This window comes from Citrobacter sp. C348 (assembly GCF_047467975.1).
In the GTDB taxonomy this organism is placed as follows: domain Bacteria; phylum Pseudomonadota; class Gammaproteobacteria; order Enterobacterales; family Enterobacteriaceae; genus Citrobacter; species Citrobacter gillenii.
Genome location: NZ_JASJUJ010000007.1, coordinates 198,326 through 221,013 on the forward strand (window position 1 = coordinate 198,326; position 22,688 = coordinate 221,013).

19 protein-coding genes are annotated in these 22,688 nt (G+C 52.1%); 9 read left to right on the forward strand and 10 right to left on the reverse strand.

The window, feature by feature from the left end; all coding sequences use genetic code 11:
- Nucleotides 1-41: 41 nt before the first annotated feature.
- The 8 genes from QNN86_RS14905 to QNN86_RS14940 all read right to left on the reverse strand — a co-directional run bounded on the left by QNN86_RS14905 (nucleotide 42) and on the right by QNN86_RS14940 (nucleotide 9,244).
- Complete coding sequence (locus tag QNN86_RS14905) at nucleotides 42-1,406, reverse strand: MFS transporter (RefSeq protein ID WP_182270307.1); 1,365 nt, start codon at nucleotides 1,404-1,406, stop codon at nucleotides 42-44.
- Nucleotides 1,407-1,627: 221 nt separating this feature from the next.
- A complete protein-coding gene (cyoE, locus tag QNN86_RS14910) occupies nucleotides 1,628-2,518 on the reverse strand; it encodes a heme o synthase (protein WP_100194043.1) in 891 nt (296 codons plus the stop codon).
- 11 nt (nucleotides 2,519-2,529) lie between these two features.
- Entirely contained in the window at nucleotides 2,530-2,859 is a 330-nt protein-coding gene (locus QNN86_RS14915) for a cytochrome o ubiquinol oxidase subunit IV (protein ID WP_096758072.1), read from the reverse strand.
- On the reverse strand, nucleotides 2,859-3,473 hold the full coding sequence (locus tag QNN86_RS14920) for a cytochrome o ubiquinol oxidase subunit III (RefSeq protein WP_096758071.1): 615 nt from the start codon (nucleotides 3,471-3,473) through the stop codon (nucleotides 2,859-2,861). The genes QNN86_RS14915 and QNN86_RS14920 overlap by 1 nt, the downstream gene beginning before the upstream one ends.
- Nucleotides 3,463-5,454: a cytochrome o ubiquinol oxidase subunit I gene (cyoB, locus tag QNN86_RS14925; RefSeq protein WP_096758070.1), complete on the reverse strand. Its 1,992-nt coding sequence runs from the start codon at nucleotides 5,452-5,454 to the stop codon at nucleotides 3,463-3,465. Before cyoB ends, QNN86_RS14920 begins: the two co-directional genes overlap by 11 nt.
- Nucleotides 5,455-5,465: 11 nt before the next feature.
- The gene (gene cyoA / locus QNN86_RS14930) at nucleotides 5,466-6,422 is read right to left on the reverse strand and encodes a cytochrome o ubiquinol oxidase subunit II (protein ID WP_096758069.1); all 957 of its coding nucleotides are present in this window, start codon (nucleotides 6,420-6,422) and stop codon (nucleotides 5,466-5,468) included.
- A gap of 725 nt (nucleotides 6,423-7,147) precedes the next feature.
- A complete protein-coding gene (gene ampG / locus QNN86_RS14935) occupies nucleotides 7,148-8,623 on the reverse strand; it encodes a muropeptide MFS transporter AmpG (RefSeq protein ID WP_414211484.1) in 1,476 nt (491 codons plus the stop codon).
- Nucleotides 8,624-8,665: 42 nt separating this feature from the next.
- Nucleotides 8,666-9,244: a YajG family lipoprotein gene (locus tag QNN86_RS14940; RefSeq protein ID WP_182270305.1), complete on the reverse strand. Its 579-nt coding sequence runs from the start codon at nucleotides 9,242-9,244 to the stop codon at nucleotides 8,666-8,668.
- Between the two features lie 307 nt (nucleotides 9,245-9,551).
- Here QNN86_RS14940 and bolA point away from each other — a divergent pair, with 307 nt between their 5' ends.
- The 9 genes from bolA (at nucleotide 9,552) to fadM (ending at nucleotide 20,038) form a co-directional block, all read left to right on the forward strand.
- Nucleotides 9,552-9,869: a transcriptional regulator BolA gene (gene bolA / locus QNN86_RS14945; protein ID WP_096758066.1), complete on the forward strand. Its 318-nt coding sequence runs from the start codon at nucleotides 9,552-9,554 to the stop codon at nucleotides 9,867-9,869.
- A 346-nt stretch (nucleotides 9,870-10,215) separates the two neighbouring features.
- A complete protein-coding gene (gene tig, locus QNN86_RS14950; RefSeq protein ID WP_096758065.1) occupies nucleotides 10,216-11,514 on the forward strand; it encodes a trigger factor in 1,299 nt (432 codons plus the stop codon).
- Between the two features lie 247 nt (nucleotides 11,515-11,761).
- A complete protein-coding gene (gene clpP / locus QNN86_RS14955) occupies nucleotides 11,762-12,385 on the forward strand; it encodes an ATP-dependent Clp endopeptidase proteolytic subunit ClpP (RefSeq protein WP_096758064.1) in 624 nt (207 codons plus the stop codon).
- Between the two features lie 251 nt (nucleotides 12,386-12,636).
- A complete protein-coding gene (gene clpX / locus QNN86_RS14960; RefSeq protein ID WP_096758063.1) occupies nucleotides 12,637-13,911 on the forward strand; it encodes an ATP-dependent protease ATP-binding subunit ClpX in 1,275 nt (424 codons plus the stop codon).
- Nucleotides 13,912-14,098: 187 nt separating this feature from the next.
- A complete protein-coding gene (lon, locus tag QNN86_RS14965) occupies nucleotides 14,099-16,453 on the forward strand; it encodes an endopeptidase La (RefSeq protein WP_182270304.1) in 2,355 nt (784 codons plus the stop codon).
- A gap of 190 nt (nucleotides 16,454-16,643) precedes the next feature.
- Entirely contained in the window at nucleotides 16,644-16,934 is a 291-nt protein-coding gene (gene hupB / locus QNN86_RS14970; protein WP_219352570.1) for a nucleoid-associated protein HU-beta, read from the forward strand.
- A gap of 203 nt (nucleotides 16,935-17,137) precedes the next feature.
- Nucleotides 17,138-19,012, forward strand: a complete 1,875-nt coding sequence (gene ppiD / locus QNN86_RS14975; RefSeq protein WP_414211488.1) for a peptidylprolyl isomerase — start codon at nucleotides 17,138-17,140, stop codon at nucleotides 19,010-19,012.
- A 146-nt stretch (nucleotides 19,013-19,158) separates the two neighbouring features.
- On the forward strand, nucleotides 19,159-19,533 hold the full coding sequence (locus QNN86_RS14980; RefSeq protein ID WP_096758060.1) for a helix-hairpin-helix domain-containing protein: 375 nt from the start codon (nucleotides 19,159-19,161) through the stop codon (nucleotides 19,531-19,533).
- Nucleotides 19,534-19,639: 106 nt separating this feature from the next.
- On the forward strand, nucleotides 19,640-20,038 hold the full coding sequence (gene fadM / locus QNN86_RS14985) for a long-chain acyl-CoA thioesterase FadM (RefSeq protein WP_096758059.1): 399 nt from the start codon (nucleotides 19,640-19,642) through the stop codon (nucleotides 20,036-20,038).
- A gap of 104 nt (nucleotides 20,039-20,142) precedes the next feature.
- Here the strand turns inward: fadM and queC are convergent, their stop codons facing one another.
- On the reverse strand, nucleotides 20,143-20,838 hold the full coding sequence (gene queC / locus QNN86_RS14990; RefSeq protein ID WP_115259230.1) for a 7-cyano-7-deazaguanine synthase QueC: 696 nt from the start codon (nucleotides 20,836-20,838) through the stop codon (nucleotides 20,143-20,145).
- A 64-nt stretch (nucleotides 20,839-20,902) separates the two neighbouring features.
- Entirely contained in the window at nucleotides 20,903-22,603 is a 1,701-nt protein-coding gene (locus QNN86_RS14995) for an SgrR family transcriptional regulator (protein WP_414211491.1), read from the reverse strand.
- Between the last annotated feature and the right edge of the window lie 85 nt (nucleotides 22,604-22,688).

The following is a 22,688-nucleotide window of genomic DNA, read 5'->3' on the forward strand; positions in this document are numbered from 1 at the left end:
TTGGTAGGCAGGATAAGACGATAGTCGCCATCCGGCAATCATCACGCCTGGCTTATCGCCTGCTCAATTTCGAATCGATTAGTCACTTTGCTGTCGATTTTCACATAGGCAGAGTGCTCTTTTGCCACGATTAACACCTCACTCACGCCTTCTTTTGCCTGCAGTCGCTGTTTTAGTGTGTCATCTGCGGCAATTTCAGGGGGGATTTCCACGCGCAGGCTGCTGACATACGGCGGCTCTTTCATTGTACTTGCCACCGCCAACCAAACTGCCGCCAGAAGTGCACCGGCCAAAAATACCGCCTGACCGTCAAACATCTCGACCACCCAGCCGCCCAACGAACCGCCGATGGCGACGCCGAGGAACTGGCTGGTGGAGTACACACCCATCGCCGTGCCTTTATAGCCAGCCGGAGACTCTTTGCTGATAAGCGAGGGGAGGAGGGCTTCCATCAGGTTAAAGGCGAGGAAGAATATCTGCACGCCTGCAATCAGCCCCCAGAAACGAATGTTCGCGCTCCACAATACAATTTCTGCGATAAGGATCAGTAGTACGCAGGCGAGAAACACCCGCTTCATTCGACGCTTTACTTCGGCGTAGATGATGAACGGCACCACGGAAACAAAGGACAGCAGCATCGTCACCAGATAAATTTTCCAGTGTTCGGCAGCGGGAAAGCCTGCTTTTGCCAGTTGGCCTGGCAGAGCCACGAAGGTGGACATCAGTAAAATATGCAGGCACATGATGCCGAAATTGAGCTTCAGCAGTTTAGGCTCCGCCAGGACTTTACTGAAGCTGCCTTTGACCATGCCTGATTCGCGGTTCAGCACGTGAGTGGTGCTATTGGGAACCACCCAAATGGTCAGCACGATACCGGTGGTTGCCAGTGCGGCAATCATCCAGAACAGTGCGTGTAATCCCAGCGCGTGGGTGACGATCGGCCCCAGCACCATCGCAATAGCGAAGGTGATACCAAAGCTGACGCCGATAAACGCCATCGCTTTCGTTCGGTTTTGCTCACGGGTTAAGTCAGACAGCAGCGCCATTACGGCGGCGGCAATCGCGCCAGAGCCTTGCAGCGCCCGGCCGAGAATAATTCCCCAGATGGAATCTGAGAGGGCGGCAATCACGCTGCCGAGAACGAATATCGCCAGCCCGCCGACGATAAGCGGTTTACGCCCGATACGATCGGAAAGTAACCCGAACGGGATTTGAAAGACGGCCTGTGCCAGACCGTAAATGCCAATGGCAAGGCCGATCAGCGCTTCGCTGGCACCCTGTAGCGCCATGCCATAGGTGGTCAGAACCGGCAGGACCATAAACATGCCAAGCATACGCAACGAGAATACGGTCCCTAAACCCCAGGTGGCGCGCAACTCACCGGGCGTCATTTTATAATCGTTCATTCCCACCTCTGTATTAATTTCGCGCCTAGTGTAAAGCGGTATGCGGGCGGGGTAAATATGCGCTTCATTAACAAATGTTGGGGTTGTGAGGGGCGTCGGCTGGAGACGAAAATGCCGGATGACGATACTAACGTATCTTATCCGGCCTACAAGCAATGTGCTTTTTTGTAGGCCGGATAAGGCGTCAGCCGCCATCCGGCATAGAAGATGTGACGATTAACTTACCAGACGTAAGTCAGCAGGTTCTGCGAGTTTGGCACCATAAAGTCGACGGACATCATGACGCTCAGTGCGGTAATGGCGATGATGGAGAAACCGAACAGCTTACGCGCCCAGACTCTGTCATCTTCCACTTTATATCCGCGTAGCGCCATGCCTAACCACCAGACGCTCACCGCCGCCGCAACAATCAGGTATTTATAACCTGCATAGCCGCCGAGGGTTAGCATCAGCGTGGCGATAGCAAACGCCACGATGTACAGCGTGATATGGTTTTTCGCCACCGAAATGCCTTTCACCACCGGCAGTACCGGGATGTTGGCAGCCTGATAATCCTTGAAGCGGAAAATCGCAATTGCGTAAGAGTGCGGCATCTGCCACAGGCTGAAAATAGCCAGCAGAATCAGCGCACCGCTATCGAACACACCGGTTACGGCGCAGTAGCCAATCACCGGCGGCGCAGCGCCGGAGAGTGAGCCAATCAGCGTACCGTAAACGGAATGGCGCTTCATATACAGGCTATAGACGCCCACATAGACCACGAAGCCCATTACCCCCAGCCAGCAGGCCAGAGGGTTCGCGCCAAACCACAGCAGCATAAAGCCAGCAATACCCAGCAAGGTGGCGTATACCAGCGAGACCGCAGGAGAAATCAGACCTTTAACCAGCACGCGGTTTTTGGTCCTCTCCATCTTCCTGTCGATATCCCTGTCGATGTAGTTGTTAAATACACAACCCGACGCCACAACCAGTGACACCCCAACCAACGTGTAGATAAACAGGGGATAATCAATGCTGCCTTTCGAGGCCAGCAGGAATCCACCAATCACCGAGATCAGGTTGCCAAAGATGATGCCTGGTTTCGTTACTTGCAGGTATTGCTTAAACATCATAATCGCCGCTCTTAGTGCATCATCATGTTGTAGTTCAGGTTCCACATAATCCAGATGGAGCCCACAACCAGAATGGCGATGATTAGCACAGTAAAGACAAAGGCCGTCATGTTCCAACCTTCATCAGATTTGCTATTCATGTGCAGGAAGCACACCAGGTGAACCAGTATCTGTACCACTGCCATAATGAGGATAGTCCCCAGAATAACAGCAGGAGAGGCAGAACCTGTCATCACCATCCAGAACGGAATGACCGTCAGGATGATAGACAGGATAAAACCTGTCATGTAGGTTTTTACGCTGCCATGGGATGCGCCGCCGCTCACATTTGAATGACTCATTACATCGCCCCCATCAGATAAACAACAGTGAACACGCAGATCCACACCACATCCAGGAAGTGCCAGAACAGGCTCAGGCACATGATGCGGGTACGGTTGGTGCTGGTCAGGCCGCGACGGGCAACTTGCACCATCAGCACCGCCATCCAGATAAGACCGGAAGTGACGTGCAGACCGTGCGTACCAACCAGCGCGAAGAACGCCGACAGGAAGCCGCTACGATCCGGGCCCATATCGTTAACAATCAGGTGATGGAATTCATAGATTTCCATCCCGATAAATCCGGCACCGAACAAGAAGGTCAACGCCAGCCAGGAAATCACCTGGCTCTTGTTGTTCTTGTACATGGCGATCGCCGCCATGCCGTAAGTAATGGAGCTGAATAACAGCAGGAAGGTTTCTACCAGTACGAACGGCAGCTCAAAAATGTCCTTACCTGTTGGGCCACCTGCGGTGCCGTTCACCAGAACGGCATAGGTTGCAAACAGAATAGAGAACAGAATGCAGTCGCTCATCAGGTAGACCCAAAATCCGAAGATTTTGTTCTGACCTGCATCGTGGTGCCCGTGTTCGTGCGCGTGGGCATTCGCGTGCGCTAAAGTATCAGTTGCCATTTTTCAGCCCTGCCTTAGTAATCTCATCGAAATGCTGATTTTCCAGTTTTTCGACTTCCGGGACCGGCACGTAGTAATCCACGTCTTCATCAAAGCTTTTCACGATCCAGCTGATAATCATGCCTGCGAAGCTTGCAATTGCCAGCCACCAGATATGCCAGATCATGGCGAAACCAAACAGTGTTGCGAAGGCGGTAATGACGATACCGGCGCCACTGTTCTTCGGCATATGAATCTCTTCATAGTGCGTAGGTTGCTTGTACGCTTCGCCTTTTTCTTTCATTTCCCAGAAGGCATCACGTTCGTGGACGTGCGGCACAACGGCAAAGTTATAGAACGGAGGCGGGGAAGAGGTTGCCCACTCCAGCGTACGACCACCCCATGGGTCACCGGTCAGGTCACGGTTCTGCTCGCGGTCGCGAATAGACACGTAGATCTGAATCAGCTGGCACAGGATACCCAGTGCAATCAGCGCGGCACCACAGGCGGCAACGACCAGCATCGGATGGAACTGCGGGTCAATCTGCTGGCTGAGACGACGGGTCATGCCCATAAAGCCCAGCACGTACAGCGGCATAAAGGCCACGAAGAAGCCGATGATCCACAACCAGAATGCGCGTTTGCCCCAGGTTTCGTTCAGCGTGTAGCCAAACGCTTTTGGCCACCAGTAGGTCATACCGGCGAAGCAACCAAATACCACGCCGCCGATGATAACGTTGTGGAAGTGCGCAATCAGGAACAGGCTGTTGTGCAGTACGAAGTCCGCACCCGGAACCGCCAGCAGTACGCCGGTCATACCGCCGACTGAGAAGGTCACGATGAAGCCAATCGTCCACAGCATCGCTGAGTGGAATACGATCCGGCCTTGATACATGGTGAACAGCCAGTTGAAGATCTTCACCCCAGTCGGGATGGCGATAATCATGGTGGTAATACCGAAGAAGGCGTTAACGTTAGCGCCTGCGCCCATGGTGAAGAAGTGGTGCAGCCAAACAACGAACGACAGAACGGTGATACACACGGTTGCCCACACCAGCGAGGTGTAGCCAAACAGGCGTTTACGCGAGAAGGTCGCTGCGATTTCGGAGAACACCCCGAAGACCGGCAGAATCAGAATGTACACTTCCGGATGGCCCCAGGCCCAAATCAGGTTGATGTACATCATCATGTTGCCGCCCATATCGTTGGTAAAGAAATGGGTGCCCAGATAGCGATCCAGGGTTAGCAACGCGACGGTGACCGTCAAGATTGGGAAGGAGGCGATAATCAGGATGTTGGCGCACAGAGATGCCCAGGTAAATACCGGCATCTTGAACATCGTCATACCCGGTGCACGCATCTTGATGATGGTCACAAAGAAGTTGATACCGGTTAAGGTTGTACCTATACCGGACAACTGCACCGCCCATATCCAATAATCAACCCCGACGCTTGGACTGTACTCTATTCCCGAGAGCGGCGGATAGGCCAGCCAGCCGGTCTGTGCGAATTCACCTACGCCCAGAGACAGGTTAACCAGGATAACGCCGACAACGGTGAACCAGAAGCTCAGGTTGTTCAGGAAGGGGAAGGCAACGTCACGTGCGCCGATCTGCAGCGGAACCACCAGGTTCATCAGACCGATAACAAATGGCATGGCGACGAAGAAGATCATGATCACGCCGTGAGCCGTGAAGATCTGGTCGTAGTGGTGAGGTGGCAAGAAGCCCGCTTCACCTGCAGACGCCAGCGCCTGCTGACTACGCATCATGATGGCGTCAGCAAAGCCACGAATCAACATGACGATGGCGACGATGACATACATGATGCCAAGGCGTTTGTGGTCAACCGAAGTCAGCCACTCTTTCCACAGGTAGGTCCACTTACCGAAGTAAGTAATGAGGCCCAGTAAGGCCGCCCCACCGATGATAATGGCAGCGATCGTAACCATGACGATTGGTTCATGGAACGGGACTGCATCCAGTGTCAATTTTCCGAACATCGTATTCTTCCTCAGCCCCTTGAGTTCGCGGATTCCGCGTGGCTCATGTCCATGCCTTCCATTCCTTCGTGTGCGCTGTGCTCACCTTCTGGTTTGGCCATGTCCATGCTCTTACCGTGAGCCATAAATTTGTTAATAACGTCTTTAAACAAATCCGGTTTCACGTTGGAGAAATATTCCACCTGGTTGTATTCGCTTGGTACAGCAACTTTCTCGAACGCTGCCATGTCACTCATGGTGTTCGTGGACTGTTTAGCTTTAGCAACCCATTGGTCGAATTCTGCGCGGTCCTTTGTTGCGATAGCCTTGAACTTCATACCGGAGAAGCCAGGTCCGCTGTAGCTTGCGGAGATACCATCATAAGTACCGGCTTCGTTGGCGATCAGATGCAGTCGAGTCTGCATACCGGCCATGGCATAAATCTGGCTACCCAGACGCGGGATAAAGAAGGAGTTCATCACGGAGTTGGATGTCACTTTGAATTCAACCGGAGTGTTCGCCGGGAAGGCGATTTCATTCACGGTAGCGATACCCTGTTCCGGATAGATGAAGAACCATTTCCAGTCCATGGAAACCACTTCGATGGTAATGGGCTTCTCGTCATGCGCCAGCGGTTTGCTTGGCTCAAGCGCGTGCGTGGTTTTCCAGGTCAGTACGGCAAGGAAAATGATGATTAAGATAGGCACCGTCCAGACCACAGCTTCCACTTTATTGGAGTGTGACCAGTTCGGGCTGTACTTCGCATCTTTATTGCTTGCACGGTACTTCCAGGCAAAACCAACAGCCATCAAGATGGCAGGAATAACGACGATCAACATCAGGCCAAATGCCGTCAGTATCAATGAACGTTGTTCCAGACCAATCTGTCCTTTAGGGTCAAGCAGCGCAGAATTACAGCCACTGAGTAATGCAGTGCCTGCAATTAATGACAACCATCCCAAACTTTTATTGTATTTCCTGAGTCTCATTTAACGACCTCAATTCCACGGGACCGGGTGGCGTTTAAAGTGTGAGGGCATTTTACGGGAAGGTTACATTACTGTAAACATCATTGGATCTGTGTTACCGGGTTCTGCCGTGCATGTCACATATGTTGCAATATATACCGCGTTGACTTTAAGAACCTGTTGCAACATCACGTTATAACGAAAGCGGGCATGCGGGGGCAGTGCGAAGGGCAATTGGTATAACCAATGCTAAAATAAAACAATTAATTAACAATTGATTATCATTAAAAGGACAATTAGAGAACAAAAAATAGAATGGCGTTGGCTGAATCGAGTAAGGAAAATAGAATTTATAAAAGGCGTCAATAATTTCCAAAATCTATGGCGCACAAAACAACAAATAATATTTTTATTAAGTGTTGTTTATTTAGCCGTTATAATTACGCAGAGTTATTACAACGGCCAAATATGCTCGTCATACTTCAAGCTACGGGTGTGTTGGCAATAACTCGGCCCATCCTGGGCCTCACCCTTACGGGCGCTGTGAACAGCGTTCAAATTCGTTCCCGACGAATTTGTCCTCGCTCACCCCAGTCACTTACTTATGTAAGCTCCTGGGGATTTGCTGCGTCGCCGCGTGATTCGGCCTTTCGGCCTCTCCCCTACGGGGCCAGCGCAAGCGCTGTTCAAAACGCTCACGCCTTTTGTCCCGTAACTCGAATTATTTAGAGCATAAATATGCAACATCACGCCAGACGCGTTTTGCGCAGCGCCAGATAATCCAGCAATCCACCGAATACCACACCGCAGACTGCGACCACGACCGCAACTTCAAGCAGTTCCGGCAGGAAGGAGAAGTTAGTATAGTCCAGGGCGTTCATTGTCAGCAGTAACAGCCAGACCACCAGCAAACAACAGCCCGCCACCAGCGTCATCAATGCCAGGTTGTACGCGCTACGAAACTCCGTGCGCGGGATAAAACTTTCGTTTTTCCAGCTATGTTCCAGCGTCTGGCGACAGACCAGCAACAGAATAAGGCCAGGGATCGCGGCAAAGACGGAGAACAGATAAAACGTGGGCCAACCGTGTGCTTCGACAAACCAGCCTGCGACCGGGCCGACATAAACGCGCCCCACAGCGGAAAGCGCGGAGAGCAGGGCAAACTGCGTTGCGGAGAAGGATTTATTGCACAACGTCATCAGCAAAGCGACAAATGCTGCTGTCCCCATCCCACCGCACAGATTTTCGAAGAATACTGCCGCTCCCATGCTAAACATGTGCTTGTCCGTAATGGAGAGCAACCAGTAACCCGCGTTCGATGCGCCCTGCAAAATGCCGAAAATCAGCAATGCGCGAAACAGCGACAGGCGCTGCATCAGGATCCCGCCGTACAGTGCGCCAACAATTGTTGCCAGCAGCCCCAGCGTTTTATTGACCACGCCGACTTCACCGGCATCAAATCCAACGCCGCGGATTAAAAATGTGGTCGTCAGGCTCATGGCGAAGGCATCGCCAAGCTTGTACAGCACAATCAGCAGCAGGATAAGCCAGGCGTTGTTACGGCCAAAGAAATCGCGCAGCGGCGCGGCAACGGCTTGTTCCAGCGTTTTTGGGACCGGAATCGCATCGGTGGGTTCGGGGGCTAACAGGGTGGCAATAATACACGGTATCAGCAGGGTCGCCATCAGCCAGTACATACCCTGCCAGCCTAACCAGCGATCGGCCATCCACAGCGCCAGTCCACCGGAAACCAGCATCCCTAAGCGGTAGCCGAGCACGCTGATGGCCGCACCGGTACCGCGTTCTTCGGCAGGTAAAACGTCTGTTTTCCAGGCATCAAAGACAATGTCTTGCGACGCCGAGCAAAAGGCGATCACTACCGCCAGTGCAGCCATCCAGCGCAACTGTGTACCGGGTTCGAGAAAACCCATTGCGGCAATAGAAATCAGCAGCAATATCTGCGTGGTCAGCAGCCAGCCGCGACGCCGCCCCAAAAAAGGTGGCGTGTAGCGGTCCATCACCGGGGACCAGAGAAACTTAAAGACATAGGCCTGACCGACCAGAGAAAAGAAGCCGATAGTTTTAAGATCGATGTTCTCGACCGTCATCCAAGCCTGGAGCGTACCGGAGGTCAGCGCGAGCGGTAAACCGGAAGCAAAACCCAGTATCAGCAGAATCGCTGACTTCGGTTGCTGAAAAATACGTAAGTAGTGACTGGACATGGCGTCTTTAGGCCCGACGTGCGCCGGGCCATAGGGCAGAAATTAACGTGCGTTCTGCTTGATGAAATCGTGAACGCTGGTGTCCTGAGACATGTCAGCGATGGTGTCGGTCAGGACGCTGTTAACGGCTTCAGCAATATTTTTGTTAGAGGCCTGCAGCGCGCCTTCAACAGAATAGCTTGCACGGTAGTTTTTGGTCATCTTGTTGCCGTTGGCTGCGGTCGCAATAATGGCGATGTCTGCCTTGGTGGCGATGTTGTAACGCACGCTACCCTGAGACACGTCGGCGTACAGCTGGCTCACGATGATTTGCAGGTTAACAGCACCGTTTGGACCAATCATATAACCGCGCGCGGTCATCTGTTTTTCCAGCACTTCTTGCAGAAGGAAACGCAGATCGCGGGATGCAGTCAGCGTTACCAGTTGATTGTCGCGGGTGACTTTGGCCAGAGCCTGATCCTGACGCTGATCGGCCCCATTAATGCTGAGGGTCACACCCATCAGGCTAGGGTCCTGCTGCGGCAGAGTAATTTTTGGCGAAACGTCAATGGTGGTCGGTGGCGTTGCGCAGCCAGCCAACATAAACAGCGCGACTAACGGAAAGAGGATTTTTTTAAACATGCCAGGGGTTCTCAGTGGATCTACATTTTATGGTTAGAGAAAATTCCCGTCATCATAACATTGCCAGAGACGAGGGGAAGTGGGTAACGCATGTAAATTCATTGCGTTGTCCGTTTATCTACTTTGATGAGACCATTAATGGACTTTTTGCAATAAACCGAACGGTTGAATCAGTGAACTTCATTCGTTTGGCTGAGAAAATCAGATAAACGCTAATTTTTTGTTGCTAAGGTGTAATGGAAACGGTAAAAGCGGCTAGTATTTAAAGGGATGGGTGACATCTCAGCGTTGTCGGAGGAAAAATTTCATGATGATTCGTGAGCAAATAGAAGAAAAATTAAGGGCAGCGTTCCAACCCGTGTTCCTCGAAGTTGTGGATGAAAGCTATCGTCACAATGTTCCGGCAGGTTCTGAAAGCCACTTTAAGGTTGTGCTGGTCAGCGATCGCTTTACAGGTGAACGTTTTCTTAATCGTCATCGGATGATTTACAGTACGTTAACGGCGGAACTCTCCACAACCGTACATGCGTTAGCCTTGCATACCTACACCACCAAGGAGTGGGAAGCGTTGCAGGACACGATTTTTGCATCGCCTCCCTGTCGTGGAGCGGGAAGCATCGCGTAGAAAAACGGATTTGCAACAACCGGCGCTTTTCCAGTATGTTGCTACAGATTATGTGAAAACGGCCTGCGGGCCGTTTTGTTTTGTCTGAATTCTGAGTCAGTCGTACAGTATTCAGACAAAAATTAGCCGGGAATTGTGAAAAAAGCCGCAGCAACGCGCGATAACCGTTCTCGACTCATAAAAGTGATGCCGCTATAATGCGCGTCTTATTTTTCGGAATGTCTTCGGGATGATTCTGACGACAGGGAATGTGATTGATTTTGAGAACATCCCGGTTCCGCGAAGCCAACAACCTGTGCTTGCGGAGAAGAGTTGACCGAGCACTGTGATTTTTTGAGGTAACAAGATGCAAGTTTCAGTTGAAACCACTCAAGGCCTTGGCCGCCGTGTAACGATTACTATCGCTGCTGACAGCATCGAAAACGCTGTGAAAAGCGAGCTGGTCAACGTAGCGAAGAAAGTGCGTATTGACGGCTTTCGCAAGGGAAAAGTACCGATGAATGTTGTTGCTCAGCGTTATGGCGCTTCTGTTCGCCAGGACGTTCTGGGCGACCTGATGAGCCGTCACTTCGTTGATGCAATCATCAAAGAAAAAATTAATCCGGCTGGCTCTCCGAACTACGTTCCGGGCGAATACAAACTGGGTGAAGATTTTACTTACGCGGTAGAGTTTGAAGTTTACCCGGAAGTTGAGCTGAAGGGTCTGGACGCAATCGAAGTTGAAAAACCGGTTGTTGAAGTCACCGACGCTGACGTTGACGTCATGCTGGACACCCTGCGTAAGCAGCAGGCGACCTGGAAAGACAAAGACGGCGCTGCTGATGCAGAAGACCGTGTCACCATCGACTTCACCGGTTCTGTAGACGGCGAAGAGTTCGAAGGCGGCAAAGCGTCTGACTTCGTACTGGCAATGGGTCAGGGTCGTATGATCCCAGGCTTCGAAGAAGGCGTTAAAGGTCACAAAGCTGGCGAAGAGTTCACTATCGAAGTGACCTTCCCGGAAGACTACCACGCTGAAAACCTGAAAGGTAAAGCGGCTAAATTCGTTATCAACCTGAAGAAAGTTGAAGAACGTGAACTGCCGGAACTGACTGAAGAATTCATCAAGCGTTTCGGCGTGGAAGATGGTTCTGTTGCCGGTCTGCGTGCTGAAGTGCGTAAAAACATGGAACGCGAGCTGAAAGGCGCCGTGCGTAACCGCGTTAAGTCTCAGGCGATCGAAGGTCTGGTAAAAGCGAATGACATCGACGTTCCTGTTGCCATGATTGACAACGAAATCGACGTTCTGCGTCGTCAGGCTGCACAGCGTTTCGGTGGCAACGAGAAACAAGCTCTGGAACTGCCGCGTGAACTGTTCGAAGAACAGGCTAAGCGTCGCGTTGTTGTTGGCCTGCTGCTGGGCGAAGTTATTCGTACCAACGAGCTGAAAGCTGACGAAGAACGCGTAAAAGGCCTGATCGAAGAGATGGCTTCTGCTTACGAAGATCCGAAAGAAGTGGTTGAATTCTACAGCAAGAACAAAGAGCTGATGGAAAACATGCGTAACGTCGCTCTGGAAGAGCAGGCTGTTGAAGCGGTTCTGGCGAAGGCAAAAGTGACTGAAAAAGCCACTACCTTCAACGAACTGATGAACCAGCAGGCGTAATTCGTCGCGTTTTTAGCACGAAATTCGCACATAAGCCCGTCACCTTCCGGTGGCGGGTTTTTTTTTGTCACGCATTTTGCATGGGAAGGGTGCGAAAACAGCGTTTCAGTGTTAGCGTTACAACAAAAGATTGTTATGCTTGAATTATGGCGATGTCGTACCCATTACTGAGGGACTAGCTGATAATCCGTCCATAAGGTTACAATCAGCACAGCAGGTTTTTTCAAATTTTATCCAGGAGACGGAAATGTCATACAGCGGCGAACGAGATAACTTTGCACCCCATATGGCGCTGGTGCCGATGGTCATTGAACAGACCTCACGTGGCGAGCGCTCTTTTGATATCTATTCTCGTCTACTTAAGGAACGCGTCATTTTTCTGACCGGCCAGGTCGAAGACCATATGGCTAACCTGATCGTGGCGCAGATGCTGTTCCTGGAAGCGGAAAACCCAGAAAAAGATATCTACCTGTACATCAACTCCCCGGGTGGGGTAATTACCGCAGGGATGTCTATCTATGACACCATGCAGTTTATTAAGCCGGACGTTAGCACCATTTGTATGGGCCAGGCGTGCTCAATGGGCGCGTTCCTGTTGACTGCAGGGGCAAAAGATAAACGCTTCTGCCTGCCTAACTCTCGCGTCATGATCCACCAGCCTCTGGGCGGTTACCAGGGCCAGGCAACGGATATTGAAATTCATGCCCGTGAAATCCTTAAAGTGAAAGGGCGCATGAATGAACTTATGGCGCATCATACGGGTCAATCGCTTGAGCAGATTGAACGTGACACCGAGCGCGATCGCTTCCTCTCTGCTTCTGAAGCAGTAGAGTACGGTCTGGTCGACTCGATTTTGACCCATCGTAATTGATGCCCAGGACGCAAGTGTGTCGCTATACACTTCATCCTTCACGCTACCTCTTTGTTGGCTGCCAGCGCTCCCCCCAGTTACTTACTTATGTAAGCGCCTGGGGAGTCGCTTAGTTGCCGCCTCGATGTAGCTCGAATGATTTTGTGTATATACTAATGAAGGGCGGCACAACGCTGACAAGCGGCTTGCGCCTGAGAATGGCATTTGCGTCGTCGTGTGCGGCACAAAGAACAAAGAAGAGGTTTTGACCCATGACAGATAAACGCAAAGATGGCTCGGGCAAATTGTTGTACTGCTCTTTTTGCGGCAAAAGCCAGCATGAAGTGCGCAAGCTGATTGCCGGACCATCCGTGTATATCTGCGACGAATGTGTTGATTTATGTAATGACATCATTCGCGAAGAGATTAAGGAAGTCGCACCGCATCGTGAACGCAGTGCGCTGCCGACGCCGCATGAAATTCGCAACCACCTGGACGATTACGTTATCGGTCAGGAGCAGGCGAAGAAAGTGCTGGCGGTCGCGGTATACAACCATTACAAACGTCTGCGCAACGGCGACACCAGCAATGGCGTCGAGTTGGGCAAAAGTAACATCCTGCTGATCGGCCCGACGGGTTCCGGTAAAACGCTGCTGGCTGAAACGCTGGCGCGCCTGCTGGACGTTCCGTTCACTATGGCCGACGCCACCACCCTGACCGAAGCAGGTTATGTGGGTGAGGACGTTGAAAATATCATTCAGAAATTGTTGCAGAAGTGCGATTACGACGTACAGAAAGCGCAGCGCGGTATTGTCTATATTGATGAGATCGACAAGATCTCGCGTAAATCAGACAACCCGTCCATCACGCGTGATGTTTCCGGCGAAGGCGTACAGCAAGCGCTGTTGAAATTGATCGAAGGTACGGTTGCCGCTGTGCCACCGCAGGGCGGACGTAAACATCCGCAGCAGGAGTTCTTGCAGGTTGATACCTCTAAGATCCTGTTTATCTGTGGCGGCGCATTTGCCGGTCTGGATAAGGTGATTGCTAACCGTGTTGAAACCGGCTCCGGCATTGGTTTTGGCGCGACGGTAAAAGCCCAGTCTGATAAAGCCAGCGAAGGTGAACTGCTGTCGCAGGTTGAGCCGGAAGATCTGATCAAATTTGGTCTGATCCCCGAGTTCATCGGACGTCTGCCGGTGGTGGCAACGTTGACCGAGCTGAGCGAAGATGCGCTGATCCAAATCCTGAAAGAGCCGAAAAACGCCCTGACCAAGCAGTATCAGGCGTTGTTCAATCTTGAAGGTGTAGATCTGGAATTCCGTGACGAAGCGCTGGATGCTATCGCCAAGAAAGCGATGGCGCGTAAAACCGGTGCACGTGGTCTGCGTTCTATCGTTGAAGCTGCACTGCTCGACACCATGTACGATCTGCCTTCTATGGAAGACGTCGAAAAAGTGGTTATCGACGAGTCCGTTATCGGTGGTCAGAGCAAGCCATTACTGATTTACGGTAAGCCGGAAGCGCAGCAGGCATCTGGCGAATAATTAACCATTTTATACAATCGGTTAATCAAAAAGGGGGGATTTTATCTCCCCTTTTATTTTTCCGTAAACATGGCGTTGAATGTGTGGGAAACATCCCCATATACTGACATACATGTTAAAGGTGGTAATAAGAAGCACAGCAATGCCACCTGATTACCTGGCGGACACTAAACTAAGAGAGAGCTCTATGAATCCTGAGCGTTCTGAACGCATTGAAATCCCCGTATTGCCGTTGCGCGATGTGGTGGTTTATCCGCACATGGTCATACCCTTATTTGTAGGGCGGGAAAAATCTATCCGTTGTCTGGAAGCGGCCATGGACCATGATAAAAAAATCATGCTGGTCGCACAGAAAGAAGCATCAACGGATGAGCCGGGTGTAAACGATCTTTTCACCGTCGGGACCGTGGCCTCTATTTTGCAGATGCTGAAACTGCCTGACGGCACCGTAAAGGTGCTGGTCGAGGGGTTACAGCGCGCGCGTATTTCTGCGCTGTCTGATAACGGTGAGCATTTCTCTGCGAAAGCGGAGTACCTTGATTCGCCGGCCATTGATGAGCGCGAACAGGAAGTGCTGGTGCGTACCGCAATCAGCCAGTTCGAAGGCTATATCAAGCTGAACAAGAAAATCCCACCAGAAGTGCTGACGTCGCTTAATAGCATTGACGATCCTGCACGTCTGGCGGACACCATCGCTGCGCACATGCCACTAAAACTGGCGGATAAGCAGTCCGTGCTGGAGATGTCAGACGTTAACGAACGTCTGGAATATCTGATGGCAATGATGGAATCTGAAATCGATCTGCTGCAGGTTGAGAAGCGTATTCGCAACCGCGTGAAAAAGCAGATGGAGAAGTCCCAGCGTGAGTACTATCTGAACGAGCAAATGAAAGCCATTCAGAAAGAACTCGGCGAGATGGACGACGCGCCGGATGAAAACGAAGCGCTGAAACGTAAAATCGACGCGGCGAAAATGCCGAAAGAGGCAAAAGAGAAAGCGGAAGCAGAACTGCAGAAGCTGAAAATGATGTCTCCGATGTCGGCAGAAGCGACCGTGGTTCGCGGCTACATCGACTGGATGGTGCAGGTACCGTGGAACGCGCGTAGCAAGGTCAAAAAAGACCTGCGTCAGGCGCAGGAGATCCTCGATACCGATCATTATGGTCTGGAGCGCGTGAAAGACCGCATCCTTGAGTATCTTGCGGTTCAAAGCCGAGTCAACAAAATCAAGGGGCCGATCCTGTGCCTGGTAGGGCCGCCGGGGGTGGGTAAAACCTCTCTGGGGCAGTCCATTGCTAAAGCGACCGGGCGTAAATACATCCGTATGGCGCTGGGTGGCGTGCGTGACGAAGCGGAAATCCGCGGTCACCGCCGGACCTATATCGGTTCAATGCCGGGCAAACTCATCCAGAAAATGGCCAAGGTGGGCGTTAAAAACCCGCTGTTCCTGCTCGATGAGATCGACAAAATGTCTTCCGACATGCGTGGCGATCCGGCGTCCGCACTGCTTGAAGTGCTGGATCCCGAACAGAACGTGGCGTTCAGCGATCACTACCTGGAAGTGGACTACGATCTCAGCGACGTGATGTTTGTTGCGACCTCTAACTCCATGAACATTCCGGCACCGCTGCTGGATCGTATGGAAGTGATCCGTCTGTCCGGTTATACCGAAGACGAGAAGCTGAATATTGCTAAACGCCACCTGCTGCCGAAGCAGATTGAGCGTAACGCGCTGAAAAAAGGTGAACTGACGGTCGACGATAGCGCCATTGTGGGCATTATTCGTTACTACACCCGTGAAGCGGGCGTGCGTAGTCTGGAGCGTGAAATCTCCAAACTGTGCCGCAAAGCGGTGAAACAACTATTGCTTGATAAGTCACTGAAACATATCGAGATCAATGGCGATAACCTGCACGACTACCTGGGTGTGCAGCGCTTTGACTACGGCCGTGCGGACAACGAAAACCGCGTAGGTCAGGTCACTGGTCTGGCGTGGACTGAAGTGGGTGGCGATCTGCTGACCATCGAAACCGCCTGTGTGCCGGGTAAAGGCAAGCTGACCTACACCGGTTCTCTGGGCGAAGTGATGCAGGAATCCATTCAGGCAGCGCTGACCGTGGTACGCGCACGTGCGGAGAAACTGGGTATTAACCCGGACTTCTACGAAAAACGTGATATTCACGTTCACGTCCCTGAAGGGGCAACGCCGAAAGATGGTCCAAGCGCAGGTATTGCTATGTGTACCGCACTGGTATCGTGCCTGACCGGTAACCCGGTTCGTGCGGATGTTGCCATGACCGGCGAGATCACCCTGCGTGGTCAGGTTTTGCCGATCGGTGGTTTGAAAGAAAAACTGCTGGCAGCACACCGTGGTGGTATCAAAACGGTCTTAATTCCTGATGAAAACAAACGTGACCTGGAAGAGATGCCGGACAACGTTCTCGCCGATCTGGACATCCATCCGGTGAAGCGCATTGAGGAAGTTCTGACTCTGGCACTGCAAAACGAACCTTCAGGTATGCAGGTTGTGACGGCAAAATAGTGACCTCGCGCAAAGAGCGTCAATAAAAACAGGGCTGGCAGGCCATTTCGGGCTTGCCAGCCTTTTTTTGTATAGCTAATTTAGATGACGGATTAGGCTTGCCATCATTAACGGGTGTTGTAAGGGCATGGCAGGCCTGATATAACTGCTGCGCGTTCGCACTTTGAAGGATTCAGGTGCGATATAAATTATAAAGAGGAAGAGAAGAGTGAATAAATCTCAACTGATCGACAAAATTGCTGCAGGGGCTGATATCTCTAAAGCTGCGGCTGGACGTGCGTTAGATGCAATTATTGCTTCTGTTACCGAATCCCTGAAAGAAGGTGATGACGTAGCGCTGGTAGGTTTTGGTACTTTTGCCGTTAAAGAGCGTGCTGCCCGTACTGGTCGCAACCCGCAAACTGGTAAAGAGATCACTATCGCCGCGGCTAAAGTACCGGGTTTCCGTGCAGGTAAAGCACTGAAAGACGCGGTAAACTAAGTGATTCCCCCTTTGGGGATGTGACTAAGTACAAGGGCGCATCAACAGATGTGCCTTTTTTATTTGTGATTCCGGGACTTTCTACGTGTTGTGGGCTGACAATCGCCCCTGTTTCTTGTCACAATAGACCTTTCCACGCAGCGTTCAGAAAACGCTATGCTGCGTGAGGTATACAGTCACCTACAGCGGAGTGTGGTTACACCATGATGGACAGCTTACGCACGGCTGCTAACAGTCTCGTGCTCAAGATTATTTTCGGTATCATTATCGTGTCGTTCATTTTGACCGGCGTGAGTGGTTACCTGATTGGCGGAAGCAACAACTACGCCGCAAAAGTGAATGGCCAGGAAATTAGCCGCGGGCAGTTTGAGAATGCGTTTAACAGTGAACGTAATCGCATGCAGCAGCAGCTGGGCGATCAGTTCTCTGAGCTGGCGGCGAATGAAGGCTACATGAAAACGCTGCGTCAGCAGGTGCTGAATCGTCTGGTAGACGAAGCGCTGCTGGACCAATACTCTCGCGAACTGAAGCTCAGCATCAGCGATGAGCAGGTTAAACAGGCTATCTTCTCAACGCCTGCTTTCCAGGTTGACGGTAAATTTGATAACAACCGCTATAACGCAATTGTCAATCAGATGGGGATGACCGCAGACCAGTATGCTCAGGCGCTGCGTAACCAGCTCACCACCCAGCAGTTGATCAACGGCGTAGCCGGGACAGAGTTCATGCTGAAGGGTGAAACGGACGAACTGGCGGCTCTGGTTGCACAGCAGCGTATCGTGCGTGAAGCGACTATTGACGTCAACGCACTTGCAGCGAAACAGTCGGTGACCGAGCAGGAAGTTGCCAGCTACTACGAGCAGAATAAAAACCACTTTATGATGCCGGAGCAGTTCCGTGTGAGCTACATCAAGCTGGATGCTGCAGCTATGCAGGAAACAGCCAGCGATGCGGATATTCAGTCTTATTATGACCAGCATCAGGATCAGTTCACTCAACCGCAGCGTAATCGCTACAGCATCATCCAGACCAAAACGGAAGATGAAGCCAAAGCGGTACTGGATGCGCTGAACAAAGGTGGTGATTTTGCCGCCCTGGCGAAGGAAAAATCTGCCGACATTATCTCTGCCCGTAACGGCGGTGATATGGGATGGCTGGAAGAATCCACCACACCAGAAGAGCTGAAGAATGCGGGTCTGAAAGAAAAAGGCCAACTGTCAGGCGTGATCAAGTCTTCTGTGGGTTTCCTGGTTGCTCGTCTTGATGATGTCCAGCCAGCGCAGGTTAAACCGCTGAGCGAAGCACGTGACGAGATTGCGGCGAAAGTGAAGCAGGAAAAAGCGCTGGATGCCTACTATGCGCTGCAGCAGAAAGTCAGCGATGCGGCAAGCAACGATAACGAATCCCTCGCGGGGGCTGAGCAGGCAGCGGGTATGAAAGCCGTTGAAACGGGCTGGTTTAGCCGTGACAGCCTGCCTGAAGAGCTGAATTTCAAACCGGTTTCAGACATCATTTTCAATGGTGGCCTGGTTGGTGAGAATGGCACTCCGGGCAGCAACTCTGACATCATCACCGTGGATGGCGATCGCGCGTTTGTGCTGCGTATTGCAGAGCACAAAGCGGAAGCTGTTAAGCCGCTGGCTGAAGTGAAAGATCAGGTAACCGCGCTCGTTAAGCACAACAAAGCAGAGCAACAAGCGAAGCTGGATGCCGACAAACTGCTGGCTGCGCTGAAAGCCGGTAAAGGCGATGAAGCAATGAAAGCGGCAGGTCTGAGTTTTGGTGAAGCGAAAACCCTGAGCCGTACAGGTCAGGATCCGCTGAGCCAGGCGGCGTTTGGTCTGGCGCTGCCGGCGAATGACAAGCCGAGCTACGGCGTAGCGAACGATATGCAGGGCAACGTTGTTCTGCTGGCGCTCGACGCGGTGAAAGCGGGTTCGATGCCAGAAGAGCAGAAGAAAGCAATGGTTCAGGGGATTACTCAGAACAACGCGCAGATCGTCTTCGAAGCGCTGATGAGTAACCTGCGTAAAGCGGCAAAAATTAAAGTCGGTGACGCGCTGGAACAGCAGCAATAATCGAGACGCTTCGCAAAAAATTGCAAAAAGTTGTATACACCAAAGGCCGCTTTCGCGGCCTTTTCCATTTCTGAATTTTGCCATTTGTCTGCCGTTCTCCACCTCGCTATCGTGATTCCACTGTTAACAAACAAGGAGAAAACAGTATGAAACATGGAATCAAAGCACTGCTTATCACCCTTTCATTAACCTGTGCTGGCGTGAGCCAAAGTACTCTGGCCGCGGAACCGGTCGCTAAAAGCCAGGCAGTCCAGACCAAAGCAGAGGGGGCGGGTGCGGCGCATAGCAAAGCAACGGTACCGACGAAAGCCAGCGATGATGAAGGCACCAGGGTAAGCATCAATACCGCGTCGGCGGAGGATTTAGCGCGGGTCATGAATGGTGTCGGGCTAAAGAAAGCGCAGGCGATTGTCAGCTACCGGGAGGAGTACGGGCCGTTTAAAACGGTTGATGACTTAAAACAGGTGCCGGGAATGGGCAGTTCACTGGTGGAGCGTAACCTGGCTGTTTTAACACTTTAATAACTTGCAGAGCGCTGAAAATTTGCCAGACTGTAGAGGTCATACCAGTTATGACCTCCTTATCCTCAAGTCTATTCCTATAAAAACAAATTAGGGTTCCTGCGCTATGCAAACACAAATCAAAGTTCGTGGTTTTCATCTCGATGTCTATCAACATGTTAACAATGCCCGCTACCTTGAGTTTCTGGAAGAAGCCCGCTGGGACGGTCTGGAAAACAGTGATAGCTTCCAGTGGATGACCGCGCACAACATCGCTTTTGTGGTGGTTAACATTAATATTAACTACCGGCGCCCCGCCGTGCTGAGTGATCTGCTGACGGTCACCAGTCAGGTACAACAGTTAAATGGCAAAAGCGGTGTGTTAAACCAGACCATCACGTTAGAGCCGGAAGGGCAGGTCGTGGCCGATGCGTTGATTACCTTCGTCTGTATCGATTTAAAAACGCAGAAAGCGCTGCCGCTGGAAGGGGAGTTGCGCGAAAAGCTGGAGCAGATGGTGAAGTAAGGGAAGATTGCCGGGCCTGCAAACATCAGGCCTGCAAATGATACCGATTTGTAGGCCGGATAAGACGCATTAGCGTCGCCATCCGGCATTATCATCGCGATAAATTACTTTAACCCGGTTTTCTGCTTCATGGCCGCCATCACTGCCGGTTTATCCGCCAGATAATGGTTCAGGCCGTTGGCACGCAGGTTACAGGCGGCACACTGGCCGCAACCGTCGCCCTTAACGCCGTTATAGCAAGTCAGCGTCTCTTCACGCACCAGATCCAGCTTGCCCCAGTAGTCGGCCAGTGCCCAGGTTTCGGCTTTATCAAGCCACATCAACGGGGTTTCAAAGCGGATATCTTTTGCCATGCCCAGACTTACGGCATGATTCAGCGCTTTGACAAACTCATCGCGACAATCAGGATAGCCGGAGAAATCGGTCTCGCAAACGCCAGTAATGACTGCTTCCGCTTGCACCTGATATGCATAAATCGCTGTCAGCGTTAAGAACAAAATATTACGTCCGGGCACAAAGGTGTTGGGAATGCCGTTGGCTTCCGGTTCGTAATCCGGTACCGGAATGTTATCTCGGGTCAAGCTACTGACCGCCAGTTCGCTAAGCAGCGTGACGTCGAGAACTTTGTGTGCGCGTGCGCCGAGTTTTAAGGCCAGGTCACGTGCGACATCAATCTCAGCGCGATGGCGCTGACCATAATCAAAGGTCACACAGTGCACTTCATCATATTGATGCAGCGCCTGCGCCAGACAGGTGGTGGAGTCCTGACCTCCACTAAATACGACAACGGCACGTTTCATGGTTTTTCCTGACAAATAACGAAAACCCTATGGTAGCGCCTGGGCGCGGCGTCGACCAGCTTCTTCACGATGAAGGCGGCGGCAGCCAGGCCTCGGTGAATTCAAACCAGCCTCTGGGGTTGAGCCGCACGCCGTTGACACCCGGTGGGGCGCTAATGCGGTAATGGTAATTAAACAGCGGCGTTAGCGTGGCGTCATTCATCAGGTTAGTGAAAACCTGCTGTAACGCCGCGTGACGATGATCCTCATTAGCCTGGATTTGCAGCGCATCCAGCGTGGCCTGTAGATGAGAGAATGCCGGGGCGTCCAGAACATGCGGCCAGAGCTGATCACAGCGTAGCCACTGTTCAAGTGTATATTCTGGTGCTTCGCCAATCAGACGGTCGCCCATCATCAGATCTGCCTGGGCCAGCGGATGGTCACCGTCCCAGTTCTTGGCATTGTGAAAAATCAGCGTTAACTCGCAGCCCAGCGTTGCCAGCACCTGGCGAAGCTGTTCGGCCATGGCGTGCAACTCTACTGGCAGGTGATATACCAGCGTCAGTTTTTCCGGCAGGGCCACTTCATCCAACTGATCCCATTGCGGAATGGTCCACCCTGGCAGCAGCGCATTGCTTGGGGTAATCAGATTCTCTTCCACCTCAAGCGTCTGCAACAGGGAAGAGCGGTGGATGATATTGACCAGCCGACGCGCCTGAAGCACGTTCAGTCGCGCGCTTTTCCTGAGTGTTAAATAACAAAATCCGAGGCTGATCCCGCTACTAACCTGGCTAAGCATCGGCAGTTCCTCAGGCTTGCCAATGGCAATTTGCACCGGATGGCGGCAGCTGGTACCCAGATCCTGGTCGAAAAGCTGCGGTGTTATCCAAAATTCAATGGCTTTCAGCAACGGGTGGCTGAGGTGATAGTGGTCATGGCTCTCGATACGGACCAGCTCCGGTGTAAACAGCGTCAGCCTAAACGGACCGGTGCCGACGAGCGGCTGTTCCGGGTGCGCCAGATGACTGCTGTAGCTGGCCAGACGGTGTGCCAGCCAGAAGTCGGGGCGATGTAAAATAAACGTCAGGCATTGAGGGTGAGTCACCTCAATACGCTTCACGCTGATAAATAATTTATTGAGCGCGGGCAGCTCCAGCAGCTGTTGCAGGCGTTGATGTAGCTGCGAGGTGCTAAGCGCGTCACCGTTATGCCAGTGCAGCGTGGAGCGAATATAGAAATCCCAGCGCAGGCCGTCGGCGGAGATATCCCAGTGGTGGGCCAAATCGCCGCAAGGGCGCTGGGTTGTACTGTCAAAACGCGTCAGTCCGGAGAAGACTTGCCCGGCAAGGTGCTGTTCGGCGCGGCCGGGGAGGAAGCCGGGGCGGAGGGGATCAAGTGGGCGGTAATAGGGAATACGCAACGTTGGCGTATCGTTTTGCCACTGGCCACCCATAAACGGCTGCAGCAGCGTTCTTAATTCTCCGGGAGCCAACTGCGCCAGCTCCAGCACGCTACGCTGTTCTCCCTTTTGCAACGCCTGCTCCATCATCGTATTGCGCAGCGAGTCGGGCGTGACCAAAAAGCGCAGTTGCCCTCGTTTCCCGCGTCCTGAGCGTGCTTCCCATGCCAGCCAGCCCGCCTCCTGTGCCTGGCGTAGCAGCGTACGGACATGGCGCTCGCTGCAAAAACAGCGTTCAGCCAGTTCGCCGACGGTGACCGACTGCGGCTCTCCGTTTGAGGGCTGCCAGAGGCGTTGGTACTGATTCAATCGATTCAAAAGCCGCATTTGCACTTTATCCTTCAGGCAACATAAACCCGGAACAATTCGTTTTATCTATTCACTATTACTTCCGTATATCTCAGGTGATACT